Origin of the sequence: Agrobacterium sp. 22094 (assembly GCF_052046015.1) — a bacterium.
Lineage (GTDB): Bacteria > Pseudomonadota > Alphaproteobacteria > Rhizobiales > Rhizobiaceae > Agrobacterium > Agrobacterium cavarae.
In genome coordinates this window covers 1,729,003-1,751,762 of the sequence record NZ_JBQEPX010000001.1, presented here as the reverse complement: position 1 = coordinate 1,751,762, position 22,760 = coordinate 1,729,003, and the positions used below count along the sequence as shown (strand labels likewise).

19 protein-coding genes are annotated in these 22,760 nt (G+C 57.6%); 10 read left to right on the top strand and 9 right to left on the bottom strand.

Features of this window, described 5'->3' with window-relative positions; genetic code table 11:
- Positions 1 to 121 precede the first annotated feature (121 nt).
- Positions 122 to 1,324 carry a glycosyltransferase family 2 protein gene (locus ACTJK5_RS08485; protein WP_440612165.1) on the top strand — a complete coding sequence of 401 codons (1,203 nt, stop codon included), beginning with the start codon at positions 122 to 124 and terminating at the stop codon, positions 1,322 to 1,324.
- An 87-nt stretch (positions 1,325 to 1,411) separates the two neighbouring features.
- On the top strand, positions 1,412 to 3,655 hold the full coding sequence (locus ACTJK5_RS08480; RefSeq protein WP_162236278.1) for a capsular polysaccharide export protein, LipB/KpsS family: 2,244 nt from the start codon (positions 1,412 to 1,414) through the stop codon (positions 3,653 to 3,655).
- A gap of 521 nt (positions 3,656 to 4,176) precedes the next feature.
- On the opposite strand, the gene cysN is transcribed toward ACTJK5_RS08480, so the two are convergent.
- Genes cysN through ACTJK5_RS08465 form a run of 3 tightly spaced genes read right to left on the bottom strand, consistent with a single transcriptional unit; the run spans position 4,177 to position 7,405 of the window.
- Positions 4,177 to 5,652, bottom strand: a complete 1,476-nt coding sequence (gene cysN, locus ACTJK5_RS08475; protein ID WP_440612164.1) for a sulfate adenylyltransferase subunit CysN — start codon at positions 5,650 to 5,652, stop codon at positions 4,177 to 4,179.
- Positions 5,652 to 6,605, bottom strand: a complete 954-nt coding sequence (cysD, locus tag ACTJK5_RS08470) for a sulfate adenylyltransferase subunit CysD (RefSeq protein WP_144621125.1) — start codon at positions 6,603 to 6,605, stop codon at positions 5,652 to 5,654. Before cysD ends, cysN begins: the two co-directional genes overlap by 1 nt.
- Before the next feature lie 32 nt (positions 6,606 to 6,637).
- Positions 6,638 to 7,405, bottom strand: coding sequence for a phosphoadenylyl-sulfate reductase (locus ACTJK5_RS08465; RefSeq protein ID WP_113260069.1), 768 nt, complete (start codon positions 7,403 to 7,405; stop codon positions 6,638 to 6,640).
- A 534-nt stretch (positions 7,406 to 7,939) separates the two neighbouring features.
- On the opposite strand from ACTJK5_RS08465, the gene ACTJK5_RS08460 reads away from it, so the two are divergent.
- The 4 genes from ACTJK5_RS08460 (at position 7,940) to ACTJK5_RS08445 (ending at position 11,867) form a co-directional block, all read left to right on the top strand.
- On the top strand, positions 7,940 to 8,965 hold the full coding sequence (locus ACTJK5_RS08460) for a sulfate ABC transporter substrate-binding protein (RefSeq protein ID WP_113226381.1): 1,026 nt from the start codon (positions 7,940 to 7,942) through the stop codon (positions 8,963 to 8,965).
- Positions 8,966 to 9,095: 130 nt separating this feature from the next.
- On the top strand, positions 9,096 to 9,953 hold the full coding sequence (gene cysT, locus ACTJK5_RS08455) for a sulfate ABC transporter permease subunit CysT (protein WP_062438305.1): 858 nt from the start codon (positions 9,096 to 9,098) through the stop codon (positions 9,951 to 9,953).
- Positions 9,946 to 10,818: a sulfate ABC transporter permease subunit CysW gene (cysW, locus tag ACTJK5_RS08450; RefSeq protein ID WP_112952207.1), complete on the top strand. Its 873-nt coding sequence runs from the start codon at positions 9,946 to 9,948 to the stop codon at positions 10,816 to 10,818. The genes cysT and cysW overlap by 8 nt, the downstream gene beginning before the upstream one ends.
- A gap of 11 nt (positions 10,819 to 10,829) precedes the next feature.
- Positions 10,830 to 11,867: a sulfate/molybdate ABC transporter ATP-binding protein gene (locus ACTJK5_RS08445; protein WP_440612163.1), complete on the top strand. Its 1,038-nt coding sequence runs from the start codon at positions 10,830 to 10,832 to the stop codon at positions 11,865 to 11,867.
- A 456-nt stretch (positions 11,868 to 12,323) separates the two neighbouring features.
- On the opposite strand, the gene ACTJK5_RS08440 is transcribed toward ACTJK5_RS08445, so the two are convergent.
- The 3 genes from ACTJK5_RS08440 to ACTJK5_RS08430 all read right to left on the bottom strand — a co-directional run bounded on the left by ACTJK5_RS08440 (position 12,324) and on the right by ACTJK5_RS08430 (position 15,607).
- The gene (locus ACTJK5_RS08440; protein ID WP_440612584.1) at positions 12,324 to 13,322 is read right to left on the bottom strand and encodes an NAD(P)H-quinone oxidoreductase; all 999 of its coding nucleotides are present in this window, start codon (positions 13,320 to 13,322) and stop codon (positions 12,324 to 12,326) included.
- Positions 13,323 to 13,413: 91 nt separating this feature from the next.
- Positions 13,414 to 15,162 carry a GGDEF domain-containing protein gene (locus tag ACTJK5_RS08435; RefSeq protein ID WP_440612583.1) on the bottom strand — a complete coding sequence of 583 codons (1,749 nt, stop codon included), beginning with the start codon at positions 15,160 to 15,162 and terminating at the stop codon, positions 13,414 to 13,416.
- A gap of 217 nt (positions 15,163 to 15,379) precedes the next feature.
- On the bottom strand, positions 15,380 to 15,607 hold the full coding sequence (locus ACTJK5_RS08430) for a ribbon-helix-helix domain-containing protein (RefSeq protein ID WP_440612162.1): 228 nt from the start codon (positions 15,605 to 15,607) through the stop codon (positions 15,380 to 15,382).
- 283 nt (positions 15,608 to 15,890) lie between these two features.
- Here ACTJK5_RS08430 and betI point away from each other — a divergent pair, with 283 nt between their 5' ends.
- The 3 genes from betI (at position 15,891) to betA (ending at position 19,739) form a co-directional block, all read left to right on the top strand.
- On the top strand, positions 15,891 to 16,502 hold the full coding sequence (gene betI, locus ACTJK5_RS08425; RefSeq protein ID WP_113179769.1) for a transcriptional regulator BetI: 612 nt from the start codon (positions 15,891 to 15,893) through the stop codon (positions 16,500 to 16,502).
- A 17-nt stretch (positions 16,503 to 16,519) separates the two neighbouring features.
- The gene (gene betB / locus ACTJK5_RS08420; protein ID WP_440612582.1) at positions 16,520 to 17,983 is read left to right on the top strand and encodes a betaine-aldehyde dehydrogenase; all 1,464 of its coding nucleotides are present in this window, start codon (positions 16,520 to 16,522) and stop codon (positions 17,981 to 17,983) included.
- A gap of 103 nt (positions 17,984 to 18,086) precedes the next feature.
- Positions 18,087 to 19,739, top strand: coding sequence for a choline dehydrogenase (betA, locus tag ACTJK5_RS08415; protein WP_113179306.1), 1,653 nt, complete (start codon positions 18,087 to 18,089; stop codon positions 19,737 to 19,739).
- A 169-nt stretch (positions 19,740 to 19,908) separates the two neighbouring features.
- Here the strand turns inward: betA and ACTJK5_RS08410 are convergent, their stop codons facing one another.
- Both ACTJK5_RS08410 and ACTJK5_RS08405 read right to left on the bottom strand, forming a co-directional pair.
- A complete protein-coding gene (locus ACTJK5_RS08410; protein ID WP_062599492.1) occupies positions 19,909 to 20,208 on the bottom strand; it encodes a type II toxin-antitoxin system RelE/ParE family toxin in 300 nt (99 codons plus the stop codon).
- On the bottom strand, positions 20,205 to 20,477 hold the full coding sequence (locus ACTJK5_RS08405) for a YlcI/YnfO family protein (RefSeq protein ID WP_113179307.1): 273 nt from the start codon (positions 20,475 to 20,477) through the stop codon (positions 20,205 to 20,207). The genes ACTJK5_RS08410 and ACTJK5_RS08405 overlap by 4 nt, the downstream gene beginning before the upstream one ends.
- Positions 20,478 to 20,609: 132 nt before the next feature.
- On the opposite strand from ACTJK5_RS08405, the gene ACTJK5_RS08400 reads away from it, so the two are divergent.
- Positions 20,610 to 22,019, top strand: a complete 1,410-nt coding sequence (locus ACTJK5_RS08400) for a chloride channel protein (RefSeq protein WP_440612161.1) — start codon at positions 20,610 to 20,612, stop codon at positions 22,017 to 22,019.
- On the opposite strand, the gene ACTJK5_RS08395 is transcribed toward ACTJK5_RS08400, so the two are convergent.
- Complete coding sequence (locus ACTJK5_RS08395; protein WP_162740952.1) at positions 21,962 to 22,741, bottom strand: DUF3750 domain-containing protein; 780 nt, start codon at positions 22,739 to 22,741, stop codon at positions 21,962 to 21,964. The genes ACTJK5_RS08400 and ACTJK5_RS08395 overlap by 58 nt on opposite strands.
- Between the last annotated feature and the right edge of the window lie 19 nt (positions 22,742 to 22,760).

Sequence of the window (22,760 nt, the reverse complement as noted above, 5' to 3'; positions counted from 1 at the left end):
CGCATCCGTCTTCGGGCTTTGCGAATTTCCCCGGCAGTTGAGGCGTTGAAGCCGTGTTCCTGCCTCAAGGAGAATTCGTCCTGTTGGTCGATGTCATCGTTGTTTGCAGGCGGTCGTCGCGATGTCGAATTCTGAAATTCTTCTGTCTATCTGTGTTCCCACCTATAATCGCCAGTTCCTGCTGGAGCGGAATGTATCTTTCCATCTGGAGCGATTCCGGGAACTGCAGGTGCCTTTCGAAATCGTCCTCGTCGACGATTGTTCGACGGATAACACTGCGGCCTATATCCAGTCTCTCGAGGGTATCCCCGAGATCAATGCCTATCGCCGGGTGAAGAATTCGGGCTTCGTCAGCAATTACGCCTTCGCCATGCGCCGCGCCCGTGGGCGCTATGCGGTGTTTCTCGGCGATGACGACCTGCTGATCCCGGAAAAGGTCAAGGAATATGTGGAGATCATGGAGCGCGATCCTGGTATCGGCATGGTGCAGGCACCGTGGATGCTGGTGGATGCACGCGGTGGACAACGAGACGTCGGGCCCTTCTACCGCGTCCCTGGGCCCACGCGGATCTCGCAAGGTGATTACTCCGCCTTTCTCAATTTTATCTTCGCCAATCACGCATTCCCGGAATTCCTGATCGTTCGCCGCGACGTTTTGGCAAAATCGATCTCCAGTGCGACGCCCTTCATTTTCTGGGCCTACCTCTATACCGGACGAGCGCTCGACAAGACCGACATCCTCTTCATGCCCGAGCCATTCGCGCGTGTGACAGCCGTATCCGACGACCCACGCATGCAGCAGGGCAACAATGAATGCATGTTCCAGTGGGACACCTATCGCGGCGGGCTGGAATACCTCGCATCGCTGATGTGGCGCGATAAAACGCCATCCTCCTTCGAACGCGAAGAGTTTATGCGAAAGCTGATAAAGTTCATGATCAACCGCCAGGGCGTCGCGCTCAGGCTGCATATCGAAACCGGGAATTGGCCGGAGGCCTACATCCTCTACCACCGCATGTCGGCTTACGCGAACCTGCCGATTTCAGGCTCTTCGCCGGACACGATCAAGAAACTGGCCGGCCTGTTCGTCGCCACCAAAGAGGCGGAAGCCTACAGCCTCCAGCCGGTTATTGTCGACCCGATGCTTACCGACGAGATCGTCAACCTGTTGCCGGCAAGTCTGAAGGGACGCTTGACACGGCAGATACCCGCCAGCGAAAGCGGTCCTCATGCATGGTTGCGAATGGACCCGAACTTTGGTGAGCCGATGAAACGCGGCGATGCGGGCTTCGACGTTTCCACCTATCTCGATCAGTTCATTTGATGAACGCATGTCGCCAGTCCTGTGCAAGGCTGGTCTGTTAACTGCGTCGGTATCTCGCGGATGGAGAAGTTGTTTATGGAAGCGATAATGAAGTTGAACTCCCCTCTCGCGTCAGCGTCTGCCGATCTGCCGATGGGTGAAGTCAGATTGCAGAGAATCCCAGTCGATCTTGAAGTTCCGACGACTTGGTTTCCCTCGGTTCTAGATGGCGAGCGTCATCGGGCGATGTTTGCGCAGCTTTGCACCGTGCTCGCGTCCCATCACTTGGATGTCCACCTCAAGCCCGTGGCGCATGGTATGCATCATGTAGCACGCCTTGCGCGGCCGAATGGCGTGGTGTTTTCCTATCACTCGATTGGTACAGAGCCAAATGTCTGGCGGATCAAGGAAACGCCGATTGCGGGTTGGTACTCGGTTGATGCGAATGGCTTTTCGGGTTGGAGTTCACTTGCGAAGTTTCCGGCACCTCACCTGGCTCGTATGCAATCGCTGGACCCAAGCATCAGTCGCGCCTATGTCTCGCACCTGAGAGAAGAACTCCAGCGCAAAAACGTCTCCAAGTACAGTCAGTCGTCGGAAGAGTTTTACGTCGATAAGCCATATGTATATTTTCCATTGCAACTGATCGACGATCCTGTCAGCGAGTTTTGCCGTATCAACCCCTTCGATGTCATGGTGAAGGCCGCAGAGCTGGCGGAAGAGAGTGGCTATCCGCTCGTGGTGAAGCGTCATCCACTATGTCGCTCTCAGGAAGTTGCCGAGGTTCTTCACGAAATTCAAAAGGCTTTTCCATCGGTTATTATTTCCAACGCATCAATCCATCAGCATCTGAATGGATGCCGATCTGTGATCGTAGCCAATTCGGGCGTTGGCATGGAGGCTTTGATGTACGCAAAGCCGGTATTCTCTTTCGCTGCCAGTGAATATGAGCTTGCAACGACCCCGATCACTTCACTTCAAGAGTTGGAGGTTGCCTTCGCGGCGGAGCTTCCGGACACTTCGGTTCGCGCGGCGCAGTATTTATACTACTACTTGGAGCAGTGCTGCTTCTCCATCTACGACACCGCAACGGTACAACGACAGGTTGGCCGTGTGCTTGCAAGTATCTCTGGCGTTCAGGCTCAACCCGCATCGGATGACGCAACTCTCCTGCAGGAGAATGAGCAGCTACGGTCCGCTCTCAAAAGCGCACAATCAGAGAACAGCCACCTTCGTACAGTCGCCACGCAAGCGGTAGAACTCGCAACCCGGCTGCAGCAACAATCCGGTGACACATCGGGCGCTCAATCGCGCAACGCTGCTCAGAATTTGGGCCAAGCGATAGCGGTGTCGAAGTCTCTCTATGGCGGCGCCATGGCTGCCAGTGTCGGTGAGACCGTTCTCGCAGAAACAATCCGTTCAGCCTACTCAGCCTATGCGAATATGGCTATCACCGCCATGCAAGCACCGGAGTTGAAAGGCCAGGTTGAGTCGGAAATGCTGATATCCGGATACGCCGCTGGTACGGATCCGACGCTTGCGCACAAAAATCGCAGTGCCTCCGATTATCAAAAGCTGCATGATTTTGACCGTGGCTATCAGGACAATAACTGGCTGGTCGATCATTGCGATGTCGTCGCATCGACGAGGCCTGGATTGGTCATCGAGGTCGGTTGCGGCAACGGTCGATTTCTACGCAAGATTTCCCCTATGGTCCCGAATGTAATTGGCTTGGACTGGGCGCGCTCTCCTCAACTTTCGGTTATTCCGGACAACGTTCAATTTAGAACGGCCGACGTTCTGAAGGACGAAATTCCGCAAGGCGACGTGTGCGTCTCCGCTGACGTACTGGAGCATTTCGAGCCTAGCGCCTTGCCGCCATTGTTGGAGAAGCTTCATCAGGCTGCGCGCTATAACTACCACGTAATCGCCTGCTACGACGATGGCCATAGTCATTGCTCTGTCTTCCATCCGGGCCAGTGGCTCGGATTATTCAAGGCGATTTCTCATGAGTATCGTCTGGTCGCTACCATTACTCGTCCAGGTCGCCCAGATCGCATCGCCTGCGTTATTACCAACATGCCTGGAACTGAAAAATTCTTCCCGAAGATCGGTCCTTTGGTTGGAAGTTGGCAAACAGACACTGGACAAGAAATCACGTTTTCCAACAACTATTCATTCAGTGTCGGCGGTGCGCCCGCAGGTGCATGGTTCCCAATGGCCAACGGAGCGGGAGCTATGAAGTGGAACGGCCGGGACATGGTCGATCTGCTGTCGCTCGGCGCAGACGGCAACACTCTGGGTGTTCAAAACATTGAAGGTGCAAAATTCTCTGTCCGCAGAATTGCATAATCACCTCATGAACCAAGCAAGACCAGTGCGACTTGTTGGATATTCTCAACCGCGCTGGACTTGTTTGGCTCTTTAGATCCTCGCCAACCTGACATCTGCTACAGAATCGGATTCGATTTTCGGAAAAGCACGATGCGTCGATTATAATAGGTGGGACGCGCGCTGCTGCTCTGGGGTTCGTGATAATCCGCGCGAACACAATCCATAGCGCCGTGTTGCGTAGCGCATTTAATGCCTGCGACGTACGAGTCGCTTCTCCTTCTGTGGCATCCAACAATAGGTTTGCCGGACAGTTGCATCCATCGGGTATGGGAGATATCGATTCTTTTTGGAACACGCAGAAGTCGCAGACGTTCTCCCCTCGACAAACATGAGGAGATGTCATGCTAAAAGGATTGCTGTTGTGGGCGCTGGGCGTCCCGTTTTTTGTCGTCGTTCTGCTTTGGATGTTTGTATTCTAAGCACCACAGAGACGATCATGGAATCGAAAAAGGCGCCGGGACAATCCGGCGCCTTTTCGTTTATTCCAACTCGTCCAGAAGTCTGGATGCGGATTTTGCATTCGTCCTTCGAATTTCGATCTCATCACGCCGCGATGAGAGCAATTCACCAGCGAGCAACGCTTCAGCCAGGTCGGCGGGGAGCGAGAGGATGACGCGTTCGCCGTCGGAAATCTTGCCCGTATCGCTGCGCTTGCCGACAATCATGCCGCCCGCCACCGTGTTGTTGGTGTCCGGATCGATTAGGATGAAGGAGCCCGTGGAGCGGTTCTGCTCGTAAGGGTCGAAAATCGCCGTTTCGTCGAAGCTCAGGCGCACCTTGCCGATGGCGTTCATCGGCAGCGTTTCGGCATGGGCCTGCCAGTGACCTTTCTTCAGGTCCAACTGGGTGACCGGCTGAACGCTGACGCGCTGGCGGCGGCTGCCGCTCTTGAGCCAGTAGCGCTTGTTCGGCTCGATGCCACCCGGCTGCAATGCGACGATCTGCGCGTCGAAAGCGAGACCCGTTTGTGGTTGGGCGTCGATGGAAACGATCATGTCGCCGCGCGAGACATCGACCTGACGATCGAGAACAAGCGTAATCGCGTCACCGGCAACGGCGGCATTGCGCACCAGATCAAAGGTGACGATCTGCTTGACGTTGGCCACTATGCCCGATGGCAGGATGACGACAGAGTCACCAGGCTTCACAGCGCCGCCGGCCACGGTGCCTTGGTAGCCACGGAAGCTTTCGCCTGGGCGAGAGACACGCTGGACGGGCAGGCGGAAGCCGCCGGTCTGGGTAGAGCGAACCGTTGCAAGCTCCAGCGTCTCGACAAGCGTCGGGCCATCATACCAAGGCATGGAGGCCTTGCCGGAGAGCACGACATTCTCGCCCTTCAGCGCCGACATCGGAATCGCGACGATCTGCTTGATGCCGAGCGACAGCGCGAATTCCTTGAAGTCGTGCGCGATCAGCTCAAAACCGGCCTTGTCGTAATTGGTCAGGTCGATCTTGTTGACGGCGAGCACGAACTGGCGAATGCCCATCAGCGCCGCGATCGTGGCGTGACGGCGGGTCTGTTCGAGAATGCCGGTGCGGGCATCCACCAGAAGCACAGCGAGATCGGCGGTGGAAGCGCCGGTCGCCATGTTACGGGTATATTGCTCGTGTCCGGGCGTATCCGCGACGATGAAGGCACGCTTGTCGGTGGCGAAATAGCGGTAGGCGACATCAATGGTGATGCCCTGTTCGCGCTCGGCCTGGAGACCGTCGAGAAGCAGCGCGAAATCGGGGAGGCCGAGGTCGTTCTGTTTACCGCTGTCGCGTTTTAGCGTCGCGGCCTGGTCTTCCTTCACCGCTTTGGTGTCCCAGAGCAGACGGCCGATCAGCGTCGACTTTCCGTCGTCTACGCTGCCGCAGGTGATGAGGCGAAGCGGTCTTGTATCCTTGACGGCCTTCGCCGGCTCGACGAAGGGCAGGATGGTGGCGGATTGCGCCGTGGAGGTCTGTGTCATCAGAAGTAGCCCTCGCGCTTTTTCTTTTCCATGGAACCCGACTGGTCGCGGTCGATGGCGCGGCCCTGTCGTTCGGAGACGGTAGCGATCTCAAGCTCGGCGATGACCTCGTCCAGCGTCGTGGCCTCGGAATGGATTGCACCCGTCAGCGGGAAGCAGCCGAGTGTGCGGAAGCGGATCGAATCATATTTCACTTCTTCGCCGGGCTGCAGTTCCAGCCGTTCGTCTTCGGCCAGGATCATCATGCCGTCGCGTTCGATAAAGGGGCGCTCCTTGGCGTAGTAGAGTGGAACGAGCGGGATGTTTTCCGCCTGGATGTAGCGCCAGATATCGACTTCCGTCCAGTTGGAGAGCGGGAAGGCGCGCACGCTCTCGCCCTGGCGCACCATGCCATTATAGATGTTCCAGAGTTCCGGACGCTGATTACGCGGATCCCATTTGTGGTCCGGCGTGCGGAAGGAATAGATGCGCTCCTTGGCGCGGCTGGCTTCCTCGTCGCGGCGCGCGCCGCCGAAAGCGGCATCGAACTTGCCGGCGTCGAGCGCCTGACGCAGTGCTTCCGTCTTCATGATGTCGGTGTAGAGCGCAGACCCATGGGTAAATGGCGTCACATTCTCTGCGGCACCACGCGGGTTGGTGTGCGAGATCAGATCCAGATCGTATTCCTTGACGATGTTGTCGCGGAACTCGATCATTTCCTTGAACTTCCAGCCGGTATTGACGTGCAGAAGCGGGAAGGGGATGCGGCCCGGGAAGAACGCCTTGCGCGCCAGATGCAGCAGCACGGAGGAATCCTTGCCGATGGAGTAGAGCATCACGGGGCGCTCGAACTCTGCGGCAACTTCACGAAAAATATGGATGGCTTCGTTTTCGAGGGCTTTCAGATGGGGATCGAGCGGCTGCTTGGGTGTGCTGACGCTGGTGCCTTCCGTTTCCGGAACTGCATTGGACATTTTAAACTCCGGCAATGTACTGAATTGAACTGTTAGTTTTGTGGGGCGGGACTGATCGAGCTTTGCGCGGCTTCGGCCACATGCAGACCGCATTCGCGCTTCTCGTCATTTTCCCACCACCAGCGACCGGCACGCTCTGGTTCGCCGGGCTTGATGGCGCGGGTACAGGGCTCACAGCCGATAGACGGGTACCCGCGTGCATGGAGAGGATTGACGGGAATATTCTCCGCCGCGACATGGGCCTTGATCGCATCGATGTCCCAGTCCGCAAGCGGGTTGATTTTGATGAGGTTGCGCTCGGCATCATACTCGGCAAACGGCGTTGAGGCTCGATTGCCTGATTGCCCCCGGCGCAGGCCGGTTATCCAGAAACCGGCGCCTTCAAGCGCTTTGGCAAGGGGAATGAGCTTGCGCACATGGCAGCAGGCGTGACGCGCTTCCACGCTTTCATAGAAGCCGTTCAGCCCGTATTTCTCCGCATAGGCGTCGATGTCGTCCTGTTCCGGGTAGAAACGGGTAATGGTGATCCCATACCGATCCTCGGTCTCTTCGATCAGGCGGACGGTTTCGGCAAAGAGACGCCCGGTCTCAAGCGTCGCCACGTCGATCGGCAGACGATGCGTGCCGATCGCTGCGGTAATCACCTGATCTTCGATGCCGAGGCTGGTTGTAAAGACTGAACGCGATCCAAGACCCGCGACGAAGGCCAGTCTCTCCGCGAGGGAGAGATCCTTCAAGGTCGCATCGAGCGAGCTCACATCCTGTAGGGAAAGGGTCTGCGGAGGCGTGTTGATCGTCATTTCTCGATTCCGAAACTTTACTGTCTCGATAATCTTCGAAAGGCGTCATCTTTTACAGGAACGCGCGTGCTTCTCTCGGTCGCTCGCGAGCAAATATCTCTCCTGCGACGACGTTACGCGCAAAAGACTCCCAAGAGGACAAGATAGCTCCCAAACCAATCCTGGCAATAAAACCTCAACCGTCTCGAATTGCAAGAGGATCAAGATATTTTCTGTAATTTTTATAGAATATTGCTGCCTGCGGCCCTCATTCTTTCGTTTGAGGGCGTCGGCGACCAGCCCATTTTCGCGCAATACCATTCCGGTAACATAATTTTTGCGTGCAAGAAGTCGTCAAAGAGGGCAAGATTGCGAACTGGTTTTGCGCGTTGAGGGATTTCCGCGCATGAGTTGTTGCGTCGATCTTTCGGATCGCGGCGTTTTTCTTATTGCCGTAGCATGCCACAGGGAAACACTTTTGCGAATAAATCGCAGCTGATTGACCGTCAGTTCTTAAACGCTACTGTGAAGCCGTACGCATCCAGGAGGGTAGTGATGTCGAAATTTCTTTCCAGCCTCAGCGCCATTGCGCTCAGCCTGTCAGTCACATTGGGTGCAGTCGGGCCGGCACTGGCCGACACAAAGCTCTTGAACGTGTCCTACGATCCGACGCGCGAGCTTTACAAGGATTTCAACGAGGCCTTCGCCAAGAAGTGGAAGGCCGATACGGGTGAGGATGTCAGCATCCAGCAGTCGCATGGCGGCTCGGGCAAGCAGGCCCGCTCGGTCATCGACGGACTTGAGGCCGATGTCGTCACGCTGGCGCTCCAGAGCGATATCGACGCCATCGTCAAGAACAGCGGCAAGATCAATCCCGATTGGCGCACCCGCCTGCCGCATAATTCTTCGCCCTACACGTCCACCATCGTCTTCCTCGTCCGCAAGGGCAACCCGAAAGGCATCCACAATTGGGGTGATCTGGTGAAGGGCGATGTGCAGATCGTCACGCCGAACCCCAAGACGTCAGGTGGCGCACGCTGGAACTATCTCGCGGCCTGGGCCTGGGCGAATGAAGAATTCAAGGGCGACCAGGACAAGATCAAGGCCTATGTCGGCGATCTCTACAAGCGTGCCCCGGTGCTCGATACCGGTGCTCGCGGTTCGACCGTCACCTTTGCACAGCGTCAGATCGGTGACGTTCTGCTCGCCTGGGAAAACGAGGCCTATCTTGCGGGCCAGGAATTTGGCGAAAACGCCTTCGATATCGTCGTCCCGCCGATCTCGATCCTGGCGGAACCGCCCGTTGCCGTGGTTGACGCCAATGTCGATGCCAAGGGTACGCGCAAGGTGGCAGAGGCCTATCTGCAATATCTCTACTCCGACGAGGGTCAGAATATTGCGGCCAAGCACTTCTATCGCCCAAGCAACCCATCTGTCGTCTCCAAGGATCTCTTGAAGCAACTGCCGGATATCAAGCTCGTCACGATCGACGATCCGATCTTTGGCGGATGGGCCAAGGCGCAGCCGGAACATTTCGGCGATGGCGGCATCTTCGACCAGATTTACAAGCCCGCCCAGTAAGTGGATGATGTGCGAACGTCCGGGTGGCCAAGTGCCGCCCGGCCTGGAGCAGAATGGATCGACTGGCTTCACCGCCGGTCGAAAGCGCGTATGATGGCTGGTTCAAGCCATTCGTTTACCCGGAGCATCGATGAGCAATACCCCATCGCAAAGCGGATGGAAGTGGCGTCAGTCTAGCGTCTTGCCAGGTTTCGGCCTGACGCTCGGTTACACGATTACCTATCTCTTTCTTATTATTCTCATTCCCCTCGGTGGCCTTATCTGGTCCACCGCCCATCTCGGATTTGCCGAGTTCGTCGCCATTGCCACCGATCGCAGAACCTTGAATGCTCTTCGGGTCAGTTTCGGCACGGCCTTCATCGCAGCGCTCGTCAACGCCTTTTTCGGCGTCATCATCGCCTGGGTTCTGGTCCGCTATCGCTTTCCGGGACGCCGCTTTGTCGATGCAATCGTGGATCTTCCCTTCGCGCTGCCGACCGCGGTTGCCGGCATTTCGCTCACGACTCTCTACTCCAATCGCGGCTGGATCGGTTCGCTGTTCGAACCGCTCGGCATCAAGATCGCCTTCACGCCGATCGGCATCGTCATCGCCCTGATCTTCATCGGCCTGCCCTTTGTCGTGCGTACGGTTCAGCCCGTCATGGAAGAAATCGACCGGCAGGTTGAGGAGGTTGCAGCGACGCTCGGTGCAAACCGTTTCCAGACGATCACCCGCATTTTGCTGCCGGGCCTCGTTCCCGCCATTCTCACGGGTTTCGCGCTCGCCTTCGCCCGCGGTGTTGGGGAATATGGCTCCGTCATCTTCATCGCCGGCAACATCCCCTATGTATCGGAAATCGCTCCGCTCCTGATCGTCATCCGGCTTGAGGAGTTCAACTATGCGGGCGCGACCGGCATCGCCACCATCATGCTGATCATCTCCTTTGCGATGCTCTTCGTCATCAATCTCATTCAGGCCTGGAGCCGTAAGAGGTATGGTTATGCCTGATAAAGCTCAAACCCTCCCGTCCAGGCCGTTCCGCGATCCGGCAAGCGAGGGGCTGCCGGCAAAGCTCGCCCTTTTTCTTGTCGTCTTCCTGTTCTTGGCGCTCTTTCTCGTATTGCCTCTGGTGGCCGTCTTCGTCGAAGCCTTCCGCAAAGGTATGGAATCCTTCTGGGAGGCGATCGTAGAGCCGGATGCGCTTGCCTCCATCCGCCTGACGCTTCTGGTCGCGGCCATCTCCGTGCCGCTCAATCTGATCTTTGGCGTGGCAGCTGCCTGGGCTATCGCCAAGTTCGAGTTCAAGGGCAAGGCCTTCCTCATCACCTTGATCGACCTGCCATTCTCGATCTCGCCGGTGATTTCCGGTCTCGTCTACGTCATCCTGTTTTCGTCCCACAGCGTGCTCGGGCCCTGGCTGAAGAGCTATGGCATCGAGGTTCTGTTCGCCGTGCCCGGCATCGTCCTTGCGACCATTTTCGTCACGTTTCCCTTCGTTGCCCGCGAACTGATCCCTCTCATGCAGGATCAGGGAACCGGAGACGAGGAGGCCGCGATTTCGCTTGGTGCCTCTGGCTGGCAGACCTTCTGGTATGTCACCTTGCCCAACATCAAATGGGGTCTGCTCTACGGCGTGCTTCTCTGTAACGCCCGCGCCATGGGCGAGTTCGGTGCCGTTTCAGTAGTGTCGGGTCATATTCGCGGCGAAACCAACACCATGCCGCTGCATATCGAAATTCTTTACAACGAGTACAATATGGGCGCCGCTTTTGCGGTGGCCACACTGCTGGCGGGACTGGCGCTCGTCACCCTTGTACTCAAAACCATTCTCGAAATACGCTTTGGCGCGGGCAACGCTGCCGGCAAGCATTGAAGGGCATATTCATGGAAGTGAAAGTTTCCGGCATCACCAAGCAGTTTGATCGCTTTCCAGCGTTGAACGACGTGTCGCTCAACATCCGCTCCGGCGAGTTGATTGCACTGCTGGGTCCTTCCGGCTCCGGCAAGACGACGCTTCTGCGCCTGATCGCGGGCCTTGAGCAGCCGACGGCCGGCCAGATTTTCTTTGGCGATGAGGATGCCTCGCACCGCTCCGTCCAGGAGCGCAATGTCGGCTTCGTTTTCCAGCACTACGCGCTCTTTCGTCACATGACGGTGGCGGAAAACATCGCCTTCGGCCTGAAGGTGCGACCCTCAGCAACGAGACCGGCCAAGGCGGAAATCCGCAAACGCGTCTCGGACCTTTTGGACATGGTGCATCTGTCCGGGCTGGAAAAGCGCTATCCCAACCAGTTGTCCGGCGGCCAGCGCCAGCGTGTTGCGCTCGCCCGTGCCGTTGCCATTGAACCCCGGGTCCTGCTTTTGGACGAACCTTTCGGTGCGCTGGATGCCAAGGTGCGCAAGGAGCTTCGTCGTTGGCTTCGCGAATTTCACGACCGCACCGGCCACACGACCGTCTTCGTCACCCATGACCAGGAGGAGGCCCTGGAACTGGCAGACCGCGTGGTGGTGATGAGCCAAGGCAAGATCGAACAGGTCGGCACGGCGGATGATGTCTATGACACGCCGAATTCCCCCTTCGTCTTCTCCTTCATTGGCGAATCGTCCAACCTTCCGGTCAAGATCCAGAACGGCCAAGTCGTGTTTCAGGGAGAGAGCATCGGCCTCGCTGAGACCGAAGACGGGGAGGGCGACCTGTTCTTCCGTCCGGAAGACGTGGTGCTGACGAATGAGCGCGACGCACTTTATGGCAAGGTGACTACCTGTCGCCGCCTGGCCGGCACGCGCATTGCCGAAATCGATATCGCCAATAATGGGCACGAGCCCTATCATCTCGAAATCGAGGTGCCGCTGGATGCCTCTGTTTCCGTTGGCAACGACGTGCGCTTTCGTCCCACACGCTGGCGGGTTTTCAGAACTTAAAAAGTAGAAAAGGAAAAGGGCCGCTTTGAGCGGCCCTTCCATGAGTTTGGTCATTGTCTCAGACCCGAAACGTTTTGCAACGCTTCGAAGGGAAGGCGGATCAGGCCGAGGGCTGCCTCGTCAAAATCAAATCCTTTCCATTGCCTGCTGCCAAGACCGAAATCTCATTAGACATTGGATCACCTTCCTTTCTCTACGTTGAACATAGTATGAAGGTAATCCGATTCGCGCCGATTGCAAGAGGGCGCGTTTATAACGATGCCGCCAGCCGAACAAGCCGCGATGGAGCGCCCTGCGTCCTATTGGACGCGCAAAGGACGCTCTATCTTTTTTGATCTACGCATCGTGCTTTCCGAGAATCGACTCCGATTGTCGGGCCGATGCTGTAGCCGCAAACGGCAGTGCGGCGCCGGAAAAGCAGCCAAGCCCGCCAGCGACAAGCTCAAATCTCTGATATTACTCGCTGATACGCACCAGGATCTTGCCGATATGGCTGCTGCTTTCCATCAGCCTATGGCCTTCCGAAACCTGATCGAAGTCGATCACGTCATGGATGACAGGTGCCACCTTGCCAGCTTCGAGCAGCGGCCAAACCTGCTCGACGAGTTCATCGCGAATGGCGCGTTTCTCGTCAGCCGTGCGTGGCCGCATGGTGGAGCCGGTGACGGTGAGGCGTTTGACCATGATGGGGCGTAAGTCCACCTTCTCGGCAATCGTACCGCCGAGGAACGCGATCATTGACAGGCAGCCGTCCTTGGCAAGCGAGGCGATGTTTTTTTCAAAGTAGGAAGCGCCGATCATGTCGAGAATGACATCCACACCCTTGCCGCCGGTCGCATCCTTGATGACGGCGGCGAAGTCCTCTTGTTTGTAATTGATCGCACGCTCGGCGCCGAGCTTCTCGCAGGCGTCACATTTCTCCTTCGAGCCTGCCGTGGTGTAGACCTCGGCACCAAAGGCCTTTGCAAGCTGGATTGCCGTGGTGCCGATACCGCTGCTGCCGCCATGGATCAGAACACTTTCGCCTTCGGTCAGGCCCGCCATCTGGAAAAGGTTGGCCCATACGGTGAAAAAGGTTTCAGGCACCGCTGCCGCCTTGACCGCATCGTAACCGTTGGGGAAGGGCAGGGCCTGGCCAGCGGGCACGACGCAATATTCGGCATAGCCCCCGCCATTGGCAAGCGCGCAGACCCGGTCGCCAACTTGGAAATCGCTGACGCCTTCACCGAGCGCGACGACTTCACCGGCGACTTCAAGACCAAGAACCGGGCTTGCGTCTTTCGGCGCGGGATAGTTTCCCTGACGCTGCGCCACATCCGGTCGGTTGATCCCTGCTGCCTGAACCTTGACTAGAAGTTCCCCGGCCTTGGGTGAGGGCAAAGGCCCGTTTGAAAACGTCATGACCTCAGGTCCGCCAAAGCTCGGCAGATCGACAAAACGCATGGTGGACGGCATTGACACGGGTGGCCTCCTCGAAGCTTTCTTACGGTCCGCTAAACTTAGGTGACCCGTGTGGCTTATGAAAGAAGGCGTAATGCCGCTCCCCTTATTTCATTTCGCCATGGCTGCAAATGACGAGACCGGCATCGCTTTCCTTGGCCGCCTTCTTGATGTTGGCGATTTCGGCGCCAATCCCCTCGGGATTGCCGATCAACATGCCCTTTGGCAGTTGAAGGACGCCGATGGAGCAACGCAGAAGGGCAAATTCCCGCTCGTTGCCGAAGCGGTCGAAGCCCGTGATCTGTCCCGCGAGACGATCTTCTTCCGAATACAGCGAAATGACATCGTCGTGGAAATCGCTGAGCAACCGCTCCAGGATTTCCGTCACCTCGTCCTTCGTCCAGTCACGAACGCCGATGAAGAAATCATCGCCACCAATATGGCCGAGGAAGCAATCGCCGGAGAAGAAGTATCGTTTCATCAGCGCCGAGAACAGGCTGATCGCGTGGTCGCCGACATGGAAGCCGTATTTGTCGTTAAAGGGTTTGAAGTTGTCGAAGTCGCAATAGCAGAAGAAGCGATCCTCATCGCTGTCGCGGCAGGATTCCTCGATGAAGCCGCTTATCGCCCGGTTGCCGGGAAGCGCCGTCAGGGGGTTCTGCTCCTGTGCCAGCTTCAATTGCTTTTCGTTGATGACCTTGATCAGCGATGCGGCCGAGACAACGCCGACATAGCGCATGTTTTCGGTGAGGATCACGCAGGCGCTGCCGCCCATATTGGCGAAGATATTCATCAGCCGATCCGCATCCGCATCCAGCCCGACGATCGGGGCGCGATCGACGAAATGCGAGATCGTCCGCTCATAGACCTTGTTCTTCAAGAGATCGCGGCCAAAGGGCTGATAGATGTATTCCTTCAGGTGATACTCGTTGATCACCCCGCGCGGTTCGCCATTGGCGTTGAGAACGGGGAAGAAAGCCTGCTCCGGATTGCGGCGGAAGAGTTCGAACACGCTGTCGATGCTGTCGTTCTCATAGACAGTGGGCAGATGCTCGATCTGGCGACGGATCAGGATCTCATCGAGCGTCTGACGGTTGCGCCGGTTTTCGCCGAGAATTTGGAGATGCGGAAACGATGTCTGCAATTCCTTGACGAAGGTCGTAGGGCGAGAGACAAACCAGCCTTGGACCAGATCCACACCCATCTCCCGGCAGGCGAGGAATTCCCCTTCCGTCTCGATGCCTTCGGCAATGACGCGCACACCGAGCACATGGGCGATGTTGACGATGTTCTTGACCATGTGCCGCTTGCGCGGATTGCGCTCGACATCTTGGATGAAGTAGCGGTCGATTTTCAGATAATCGACGTCGAAATCGCAAAGCAGTTTCATCTCGCCGTGGCCGACGCCAAAATCGTCGATGGCGAGCTTGAAGCCTTCCTTGCGCATACGGTTGATGAGGGTGCTGAATTCCGGCACGCTGGTATTGTCGAAGCGTTCCGACAGCTCGAAGCAGATGGAGGAGGGCGGGATCTTTGCCTGCGCCAATTGTTCCAGCAGCTTGTCGACAATGATGTCGCCGTGGGGAATGAGCCTGACATCGAGATTGAGAAACAGAGTGGCGGAGGCCAAATCCGGAAGCGTGGAAAACTTGGCGAGCGCGCGGCTCGCAATCATCTTCTCCAGTTCGATGAGCTGGCCGTCCGCTTCGACATGATCGAGAAGTTCGAGAGGGTTGGAAAAGCCGATGCGGTCATAGCCGCGCATCAGGGATTCATAACCGAAGACCGTGCCGGTCGTCGCTTCGACGATCGGCTGGAAGGCGCATTCGAGCACCAGCTTTGCCATGGAAATCATCTGGCCGCTGGAAAACCGTCTTATGATATTTGGCTCGGCACTTATCGACACCAGGCGTTTTCTCCACCATTGCAGGATCGATCGTTTGCAGCAATCCTGCCCGACCCTATGTTTTTAGGCGGGAGTGTGGAGAGAACTCCTAAATGAAAACTTTACGGCAGATGAAACTTTGGTGACAGTTTCATGTCCGGTCACGCGGCGTCAAAGCGGATGTCGCTCAGCGTCTATGTGTGTTGTGGAAGGCATAAAGCTCCGCCACATTGACGGCCTCGCTATCCATCTTGCGTCGCTCGACAAAACCGCCCTTGTTTCTTTGTTGTGTCTCTGCCCAGAGCTTCAGCGCGGCGCGCACGACTTCGCTGCTTGAGGCGTAGGCACCGCAGGCCACGGCTTCGTGCATCTTCGCGGCCTGTTCCGGAGAGATCGATACGGTCAACACTGGCATGGTGGTCCTCCCTATTACCAAGCTGCGGGATTTTTCCCGTCAGCCGCATTTGCCGTCGTAAACTCACTTTGCAGCATATGCATATTCTGCGAACCGCAAGGCGGCGCTCGAATAGAACGTGGGAAGTTATTCTTGGTTCCCGCTAAAAATACTCAGAGCCACAGGAGTTTCGAACACGTGATCGATCCTCTCATTGACATGGCGCAAACCAGGTGAAAACCCGTCGCATTTTTTATTGATTGATCAGTCAATCAATAATAAAAAAGACCCAAAGGAGATCGGTATGCCCAAAGTCGGAATGGAGCCATTGCGGCGCAAAGCGCTGGTCGATGCAGCTCTACGCACCATAGGCCATCATGGTTCGCTGAATGTGACGATGTCGGACATCGCACGAGAGGCGGGGGTCTCGGCGGCCCTCGCGCACCATTACTTTGGCAGCAAGCAGCAACTCCTGCTGGAGACGATCCGCAGCCTGTTGCGGGATTTGCGGCGGGATGCGGTTGCGGCGTTGACACGGGCGTCCGGCCCGCGCGAGCGCCTCAGCGCCATCGTGCGGGTGTCGTTTCAAAGCGACCAGTTCACCCAGGAAACGGTGGCGGCATGGCTGGCCTTTTATGTCGAGGCGCAGCGCTCGGAAGAAACCCGCCGTCTTCTCGTCGTCTATACCAAGCGCCTTCGCTCCAACATCATGCAAAGCCTCGGTCGTCTTTGCCCGCCCGACGACGCGGCAAGGATCGCGGAAGGGGCGGCAGCGCTGATCGACGGGCTTTATATTCGCCACAGTCTGCATGCCGCACCGCTTGGCATTTCCGCGGCGGGCGCTCTGGTCGAAGATTATTTCGACGTGCAGCTGAAACGCTTTTTGGACAACAAGCCGTCCACCCGTATTCTTTGAGGACACTGATCATGACGTTGAAAGCCCAGCCGAAAGCCTCGCACTTCATCGATGGCGACTATGTTGAAGATGACAAGGGAACGCTGATCGAAAGCATCTATCCGGCGACCGGTGAAGTCATTGCGCGGCTTTATGCGGCGACCCCTGCCATTGTCGAGCGGGCAATTGCCTCGGCGAAGCGCGCGCAGAAAGAATGGGCGGCGATGAGCCCGACGGCACGCGGGCGTATCCTGCGCCGTGCTGCAGACATTATGCGCGAGCGCAACCGCGAGCTTTCCGAACTTGAAACGCTCGACACCGGCAAGCCTATTCAGGAAACCATCGTTGCTGATCCGACCTCCGGGGCTGATTGTTTCGAATTCTTTGGCGGCATCGCGCCATCTGCGTTGAACGGCGATTACATTCCGCTCGGCGGCGATTTTGCCTATACCAAGCGTGTCCCGCTTGGTGTCTGCTTCGGTATCGGCGCCTGGAACTACCCCCAGCAGATCGCCTGCTGGAAGGCGGCGCCCGCGCTCATCGCCGGCAACGCCATGGTCTTCAAGCCATCGGAAAACACCCCGCTGGGGGCCTTGAAGATCGCCGAAATTCTCATCGAAGCGGGGCTACCGAAAGGTCTCTTCAATGTCATTCAGGGGGACCGCGATACCGGCCCGCTCCTCGTCAACCATCCAGATATCGCCAAGGTGTCATTGACGGGCTCGGTTCCGACGGGTCGCAAGGTCGCTGCCGCGGCTGCGGGCCATCTGAAGCATGTGACGATGGAACTTGGCGGCAAGTCGCCGCTCATCGTCTTCGACGACGCCGATATCGAAAGTGCGGTTGGCGGCGCCATGCTCGGCAATTTCTATTCCTCGGGGCAGGTCTGCTCCAATGGCACGCGCGTCTTCGTTCAGCGGGGTGCAAAACAGCGTTTCCTCGACAATCTCAAGAACCGCACCGACGCCATGATCATTGGCGACCCCATGGATGAGACAACCCAGATCGGCCCGCTCGTCTCGAAGGCGCAGCAGGAAAAGGTGCTGGCCTATATGCAGAAGGGCAAGGCAGAAGGCGCAACGCTCGTGAGCGGTGGCGGCATTCCCAACAATGTCTCCGGCCAGGGCTATTACGTGCAGCCCACCGTCTTTGCCGATGTGAAGGACGACATGACGATTGCCCGCGAGGAGATCTTCGGGCCGGTAATGTGCGTGCTGGATTTCGACGATGAAGACGAGGTCATTGCCCGCGCCAACGCGACCGAATTCGGCCTCGCGGGCGGCGTCTTCACGGCCGATCTGTCGCGTGCGCATCGCGTCGTCGACCAGTTGGAGGCCGGCACGCTCTGGATCAACACCTATAATCTGTGCCCGGTCGAAATGCCCTTCGGCGGCTCCAAGCAATCCGGCTTCGGCCGGGAAAATTCGGCCGCAGCCCTCAATCATTACAGTGAGTTGAAGACGATCTACGTGGCAACAGGCAAAGTCGAAGCGCCCTATTGATGGGGCGCTGCTCCCCTGCTCAGGGAGTATCCAATCGATCCGGCTACCCGCCAGTCGCCTTTCGGCCCTGACGGTGGGTAATTAACACCAAGAGAGATAACAGATGCCGCAGGCAGATTTCGTCATTGTCGGTTCCGGGTCCGCTGGCTCAGCTATGGCCTATCGCCTGTCGGAAGACGGCAAGTATTCTGTCATCGTCATCGAGGCAGGCGGATCGGATTTCGGGCCATTCATCCAGATGCCGGCGGCACTGGCCTGGCCGATGAGCATGAAGCGCTACAATTGGGGCTATCTCTCCGAGCCGGAGCCGAACCTCAACAATCGCCGCATCACCGCACCCCGCGGCAAGGTCATTGGCGGCTCATCCTCCATCAACGGACTTGTCTATGTCCGTGGTCACGCGGAAGACTTCAACCGCTGGGAAGAACGGGGTGCGCAGGGCTGGGCCTATGCGGATGTATTGCCTTACTTCAAGCGCATGGAACATAGCCATGGCGGTGAGCAAGGCTGGCGCGGTACGGACGGGCCTCTGCATGTGCAGCGTGGTCCAGTGAAGAACCCCTTGTTTCATGCCTTCATTCAGGCGGGCGCACAGGCCGGGTTTGAACTGACAGACGACTATAATGGCTCGAAGCAAGAGGGCTTCGGCCTGATGGAGCAGACGATCCATGACGGTCGCCGCTGGTCCGCGGCAAACGCGTATCTGAGGCCGGCTCTGAAGCGCGGCAATGTTACGCTCGTGCACGGCTTTGCGCGCAAGGTCGTGATCACCAATGGCCGCGCGACAGGCGTCGAGATTGAACGCAAGGGTGCCGTCGAGACGATAAGCGCAAACCGCGAAGTGATCGTTGCGGCCTCGTCCTTCAACTCGCCGAAGCTCCTGATGCTCTCCGGCATCGGTCCGGCGCAGCATTTGCAGGACATGGGTATCGAGGTGAAAGTGGACCGCCCGGGCGTTGGCGCCAATCTGCAGGACCATATGGAATTCTACTTTCAGCAGGTCTCGACCAAGCCTGTATCGCTCTATTCATGGCTACCATGGTTCTGGCAGGGCGTGGCGGGTGCGCAGTGGCTGATGACCAAGGGTGGGCTTGGTGCCTCCAACCAGTTCGAGGCCTGCGCCTTCCTGCGCTCCGCACCAGGATTGAAGCAGCCGGATATCCAGTTTCATTTTCTCCCCGTCGCCATTTCCTACGACGGCAAGGCTGCCGCTAAGAGCCATGGCTTCCAGGTGCATGTCGGCTACAATCTGTCGAAATCCCGCGGCGACGTTAAGCTTCGATCGTCTGATCCGAAGGACGACCCGGTGATCCGTTTCAACTATATGAGCCATGCAGAAGACTGGGAGAAATTCCGCCATTGCGTGCGCCTTACGCGCGAGATTTTCAGCCAGAAAGCCTTCGACGAGTTCCGCGGTCCTGAAATCCAGCCGGGCGAAAAGGTTCAGTCCGATGCGGAGATCGACGCCTTCCTGCGTGAACATCTGGAAAGCGCCTACCACCCCTGCGGCACCTGCCGGATGGGCGCCAAGGACGATCCTTTGGCCGTTGTCGATCCGGAGTGCCGCGTCATTGGGGTTGAAGGCCTGCGCGTGGCAGATAGTTCGATCTTCCCGCATGTGACCTATGGCAACCTCAATGCACCGTCGATCATGACAGGAGAAAAGGCCGCCGATCATATTCTCGGTCGACAGCCACTGCCGCGGTCAAATCAGGAGCCTTGGGTCAATCCGCGGGCGGCGGTCAGCGATCGCTAGAGCGTGGTCCACGCAAAAGTGTGCAGCGGTTTTGCGATAGCGACATGCGGCGAAAAGGACCTAAATCGTATGAGCGAATCTGAAAGATCGCGACACGCTTTTGAGCGCCGTGCGTCCTTTTGCATCTACTAAGGATGCTCTGTCTCTTTGAAACCACGACGCGTAGGGGTCAATGATAGTCGTCTTCGCGCTGGTGGCGTATTGCCAGGATCGACACGGTTTCCGCATCCTCGATCTTAATGAGAGCGACGTAACCGGAAGAACCGAATGGAATGAGCAACTCGCGAAGCAATGCGTCATCTCCAGATACCTTTCTCGTAGCGAAAGGGAAGTCTCGCAAACTTTCGACCGCCATAACGATGCGGTCGATTGCTCTTTCCGCGGTCTCGTAATCTTGCTCCAAGAGAAATGCATATAGTCTCTTGATATCCGCTCGCGCTTCGATCGTGTAGAAGACTTTGAACGTCACTTTTGTCGCTCTGCTTTTTTCGCGGCGAGCATAGCGCGTAGTTCTGCGTGAACCTCTTCTGCAGGATAAAACGTCCCGGTTCGTTCGGATTCATCGAGCGCCGCCAAACCTCTAGCGATGAATTCCGCCTGCGATTTGCGAATTTCCACCTGCTTGCGCACCGCCTCTTCGATGAAGCTGGACAGGGTCTCGCCCTTTCTGAGGACGCTTTGTGCTTTTTCTCGAAATTCTGGCTCGACCCGAAGGGGTGGCAGCGTCGCGCTTTTCATTGAAATGGCTCCTGCATTGCAATTGCGATACGTAAATCTGCGCCTTTCCATGGCATTTGTCAAAGACATGGTTGCAATCGACGCGCCTGGGTCCGATAAGAAATCTTGCCCTTTGAAATGCAGAAACGTACCATGCCCGCAACTTACAAGAACATGAAAATGGTCCGCCGTTCCCGCGTCATGTGGGGATCGTGGCGGATCTGGAAGCCAAGAGCCGTTTTCTGGCTCGGGGCGATTGCGGTAGGGCTGATCAGCGTCGCCTTTGCCAAGGCGGCAGATTGGGCGCAGCACGTTTTTGCCGCGACCCCATCGTCAGGCGAGTGGGCATTTCTTCTGCCGCTGATTATCACGCCGCTTGGCTTCGTTCTTTGCGCCTGGCTGGCGATGGTGGTGTTTCCAAATTCCGGCGGAAGTGGCATTCCGCAGGCCATCGCCGCGCGCCATTTCCATCATGACGAAGACCGGTCTCGCCTGTTGTCGATCAAACTTGCCGTCGGTAAGATCGTGCTGACGGTTGTTGGTCTCATGTCCGGCGCATCCATAGGGCGCGAGGGGCCAACGGTACAGGTCGGCGCCTCGATCATGCTTCTGGCCGCACGGGTTGGCGGCATGGCGCAGGCGAGGGGTCTGATCCTCGCCGGATCGGCAGCAGGGATCGCTGCGGCCTTCAACACACCACTTGCCGGCGTCGTCTTTGCGATTGAAGAGATGAGCCGGTCCTATCAGTCCCGCGCCAACGGCCTGGTGCTGACCGCCGTCATCCTCTCGGGTTTGGCTTCGCTCGGACTAGTCGGCAGCTACACCTATTTCGGCACTAGCACCGTCATGATGCAAACGGGGAAGGATTGGAGCCTCGTTCTAATCTGCGGTATCGGCGGCGGCTTTCTGGGCGCCATCTTCAGCCTGGGCGCGCTCCGCGCCTCGCAGCGTATTCGCCGTTGGGCGCACACGGTTCCGTTGAAGCGCATGCTGATTGTTGCAGCCGTCTGCGGCTTGGCCTCAGCCATCATCGGCGTCCTCAGCGGTGGTGCGACCTTTGGCACCGGCTATGAGCAGGCGAGGGCGGCCGTCGAAGGTGAGCCCGCGCCGATGTTGTTCTTTGCCGAGAAGCTGATGACGACATTCCTTGCCATGCTGTCGGGCATTCCCGGCGGCATATTCGCCCCATCGCTTTCCGTAGGTGCGGGCTTCGGCAGCACCGTTTCTTCTCTTCTTGGCAGCAGCATCGCGCTCGGCGCCATCCTTGGCATGGCAGGTTATTTTGCCGGTGTCGTTCAGGCCCCGATGACGGCTTTCGTGATTATTCTGGAAATGACGGGCAATCATGATGGCGTCATCGCGATCATGGCCGCGTCGATGCTGGGCTACCTGACCTCACGAATGATCTCTCCTGAGCCCCTCTACCACGGCCTGTCGCGCGTCTTCATCGCGCAGGGAATCAGGGCGAGGCGCGCGAGCGAAGCCGAGCACCACGAAAGCGATACTCAGGCAGAGCCGGGTGCGTGCTCCGGCGCCGGTTCGAACGAGTTGACGCCGAAGTAACCGAGCCCCGGGATTTTGATACCGGGGTTCTGGATGTCGATGCCAGCGACGAGGCCGAGGAAATTGATTTCAAAGCCGCTGCGTAAACCGGCGGACAGTCCAAACAGTCCACCCAGTGAAATGCTGACATCCTTCCAATCCTCGGCAATATGGACGAACTCGCCGTTCGGCAGGTAGTCGCGGCCGACGGCGTCGGGTGGCAGCACCACGCCGAGTTCCGGCACGCTGCGCAGAACATGCGCAATAAAGGTATTGGAATTGGGGCCAGGGTAAATCCGGTAGCCGCCTGCCTTGGCGTAAGGATAGTCGGCGATCGCCTGGTGGATTTTCGGGATCAGCCCCTCGGCTTCTTCACCGTGCATTTCCAGAACCTTGCGGGGCATGTTCGAATACCAGTAGGCATCCGGCGCGTAGGCGTTGCGGCGGATGGGCGAGCCCCAGCCGACCTTGTCGTAGCGCTCATAGCTCGCAGCACCTTCCGGCTTCATCACGATCCAGGCGTGGCTGGCAATCGAGCCTTTGAAGCCGCCGGTCATGGCCGAGTAGACATAGATCGCCGCAGGCTTGTCCGCTGCCGCTTCCGGCAGAATGCCAGCTGAAGACCAGCGCGCATTGCGGTAGCCGGTGGGATGGTCTTTCATCACCCACAGACCCGCAGAGGCGAGGGCAGGCAGGAGATAAACGAGAAAAACGACGGCCAGAAACCGCTTGGCAAATTTCAATGGAGTGCCCCGTGCATGA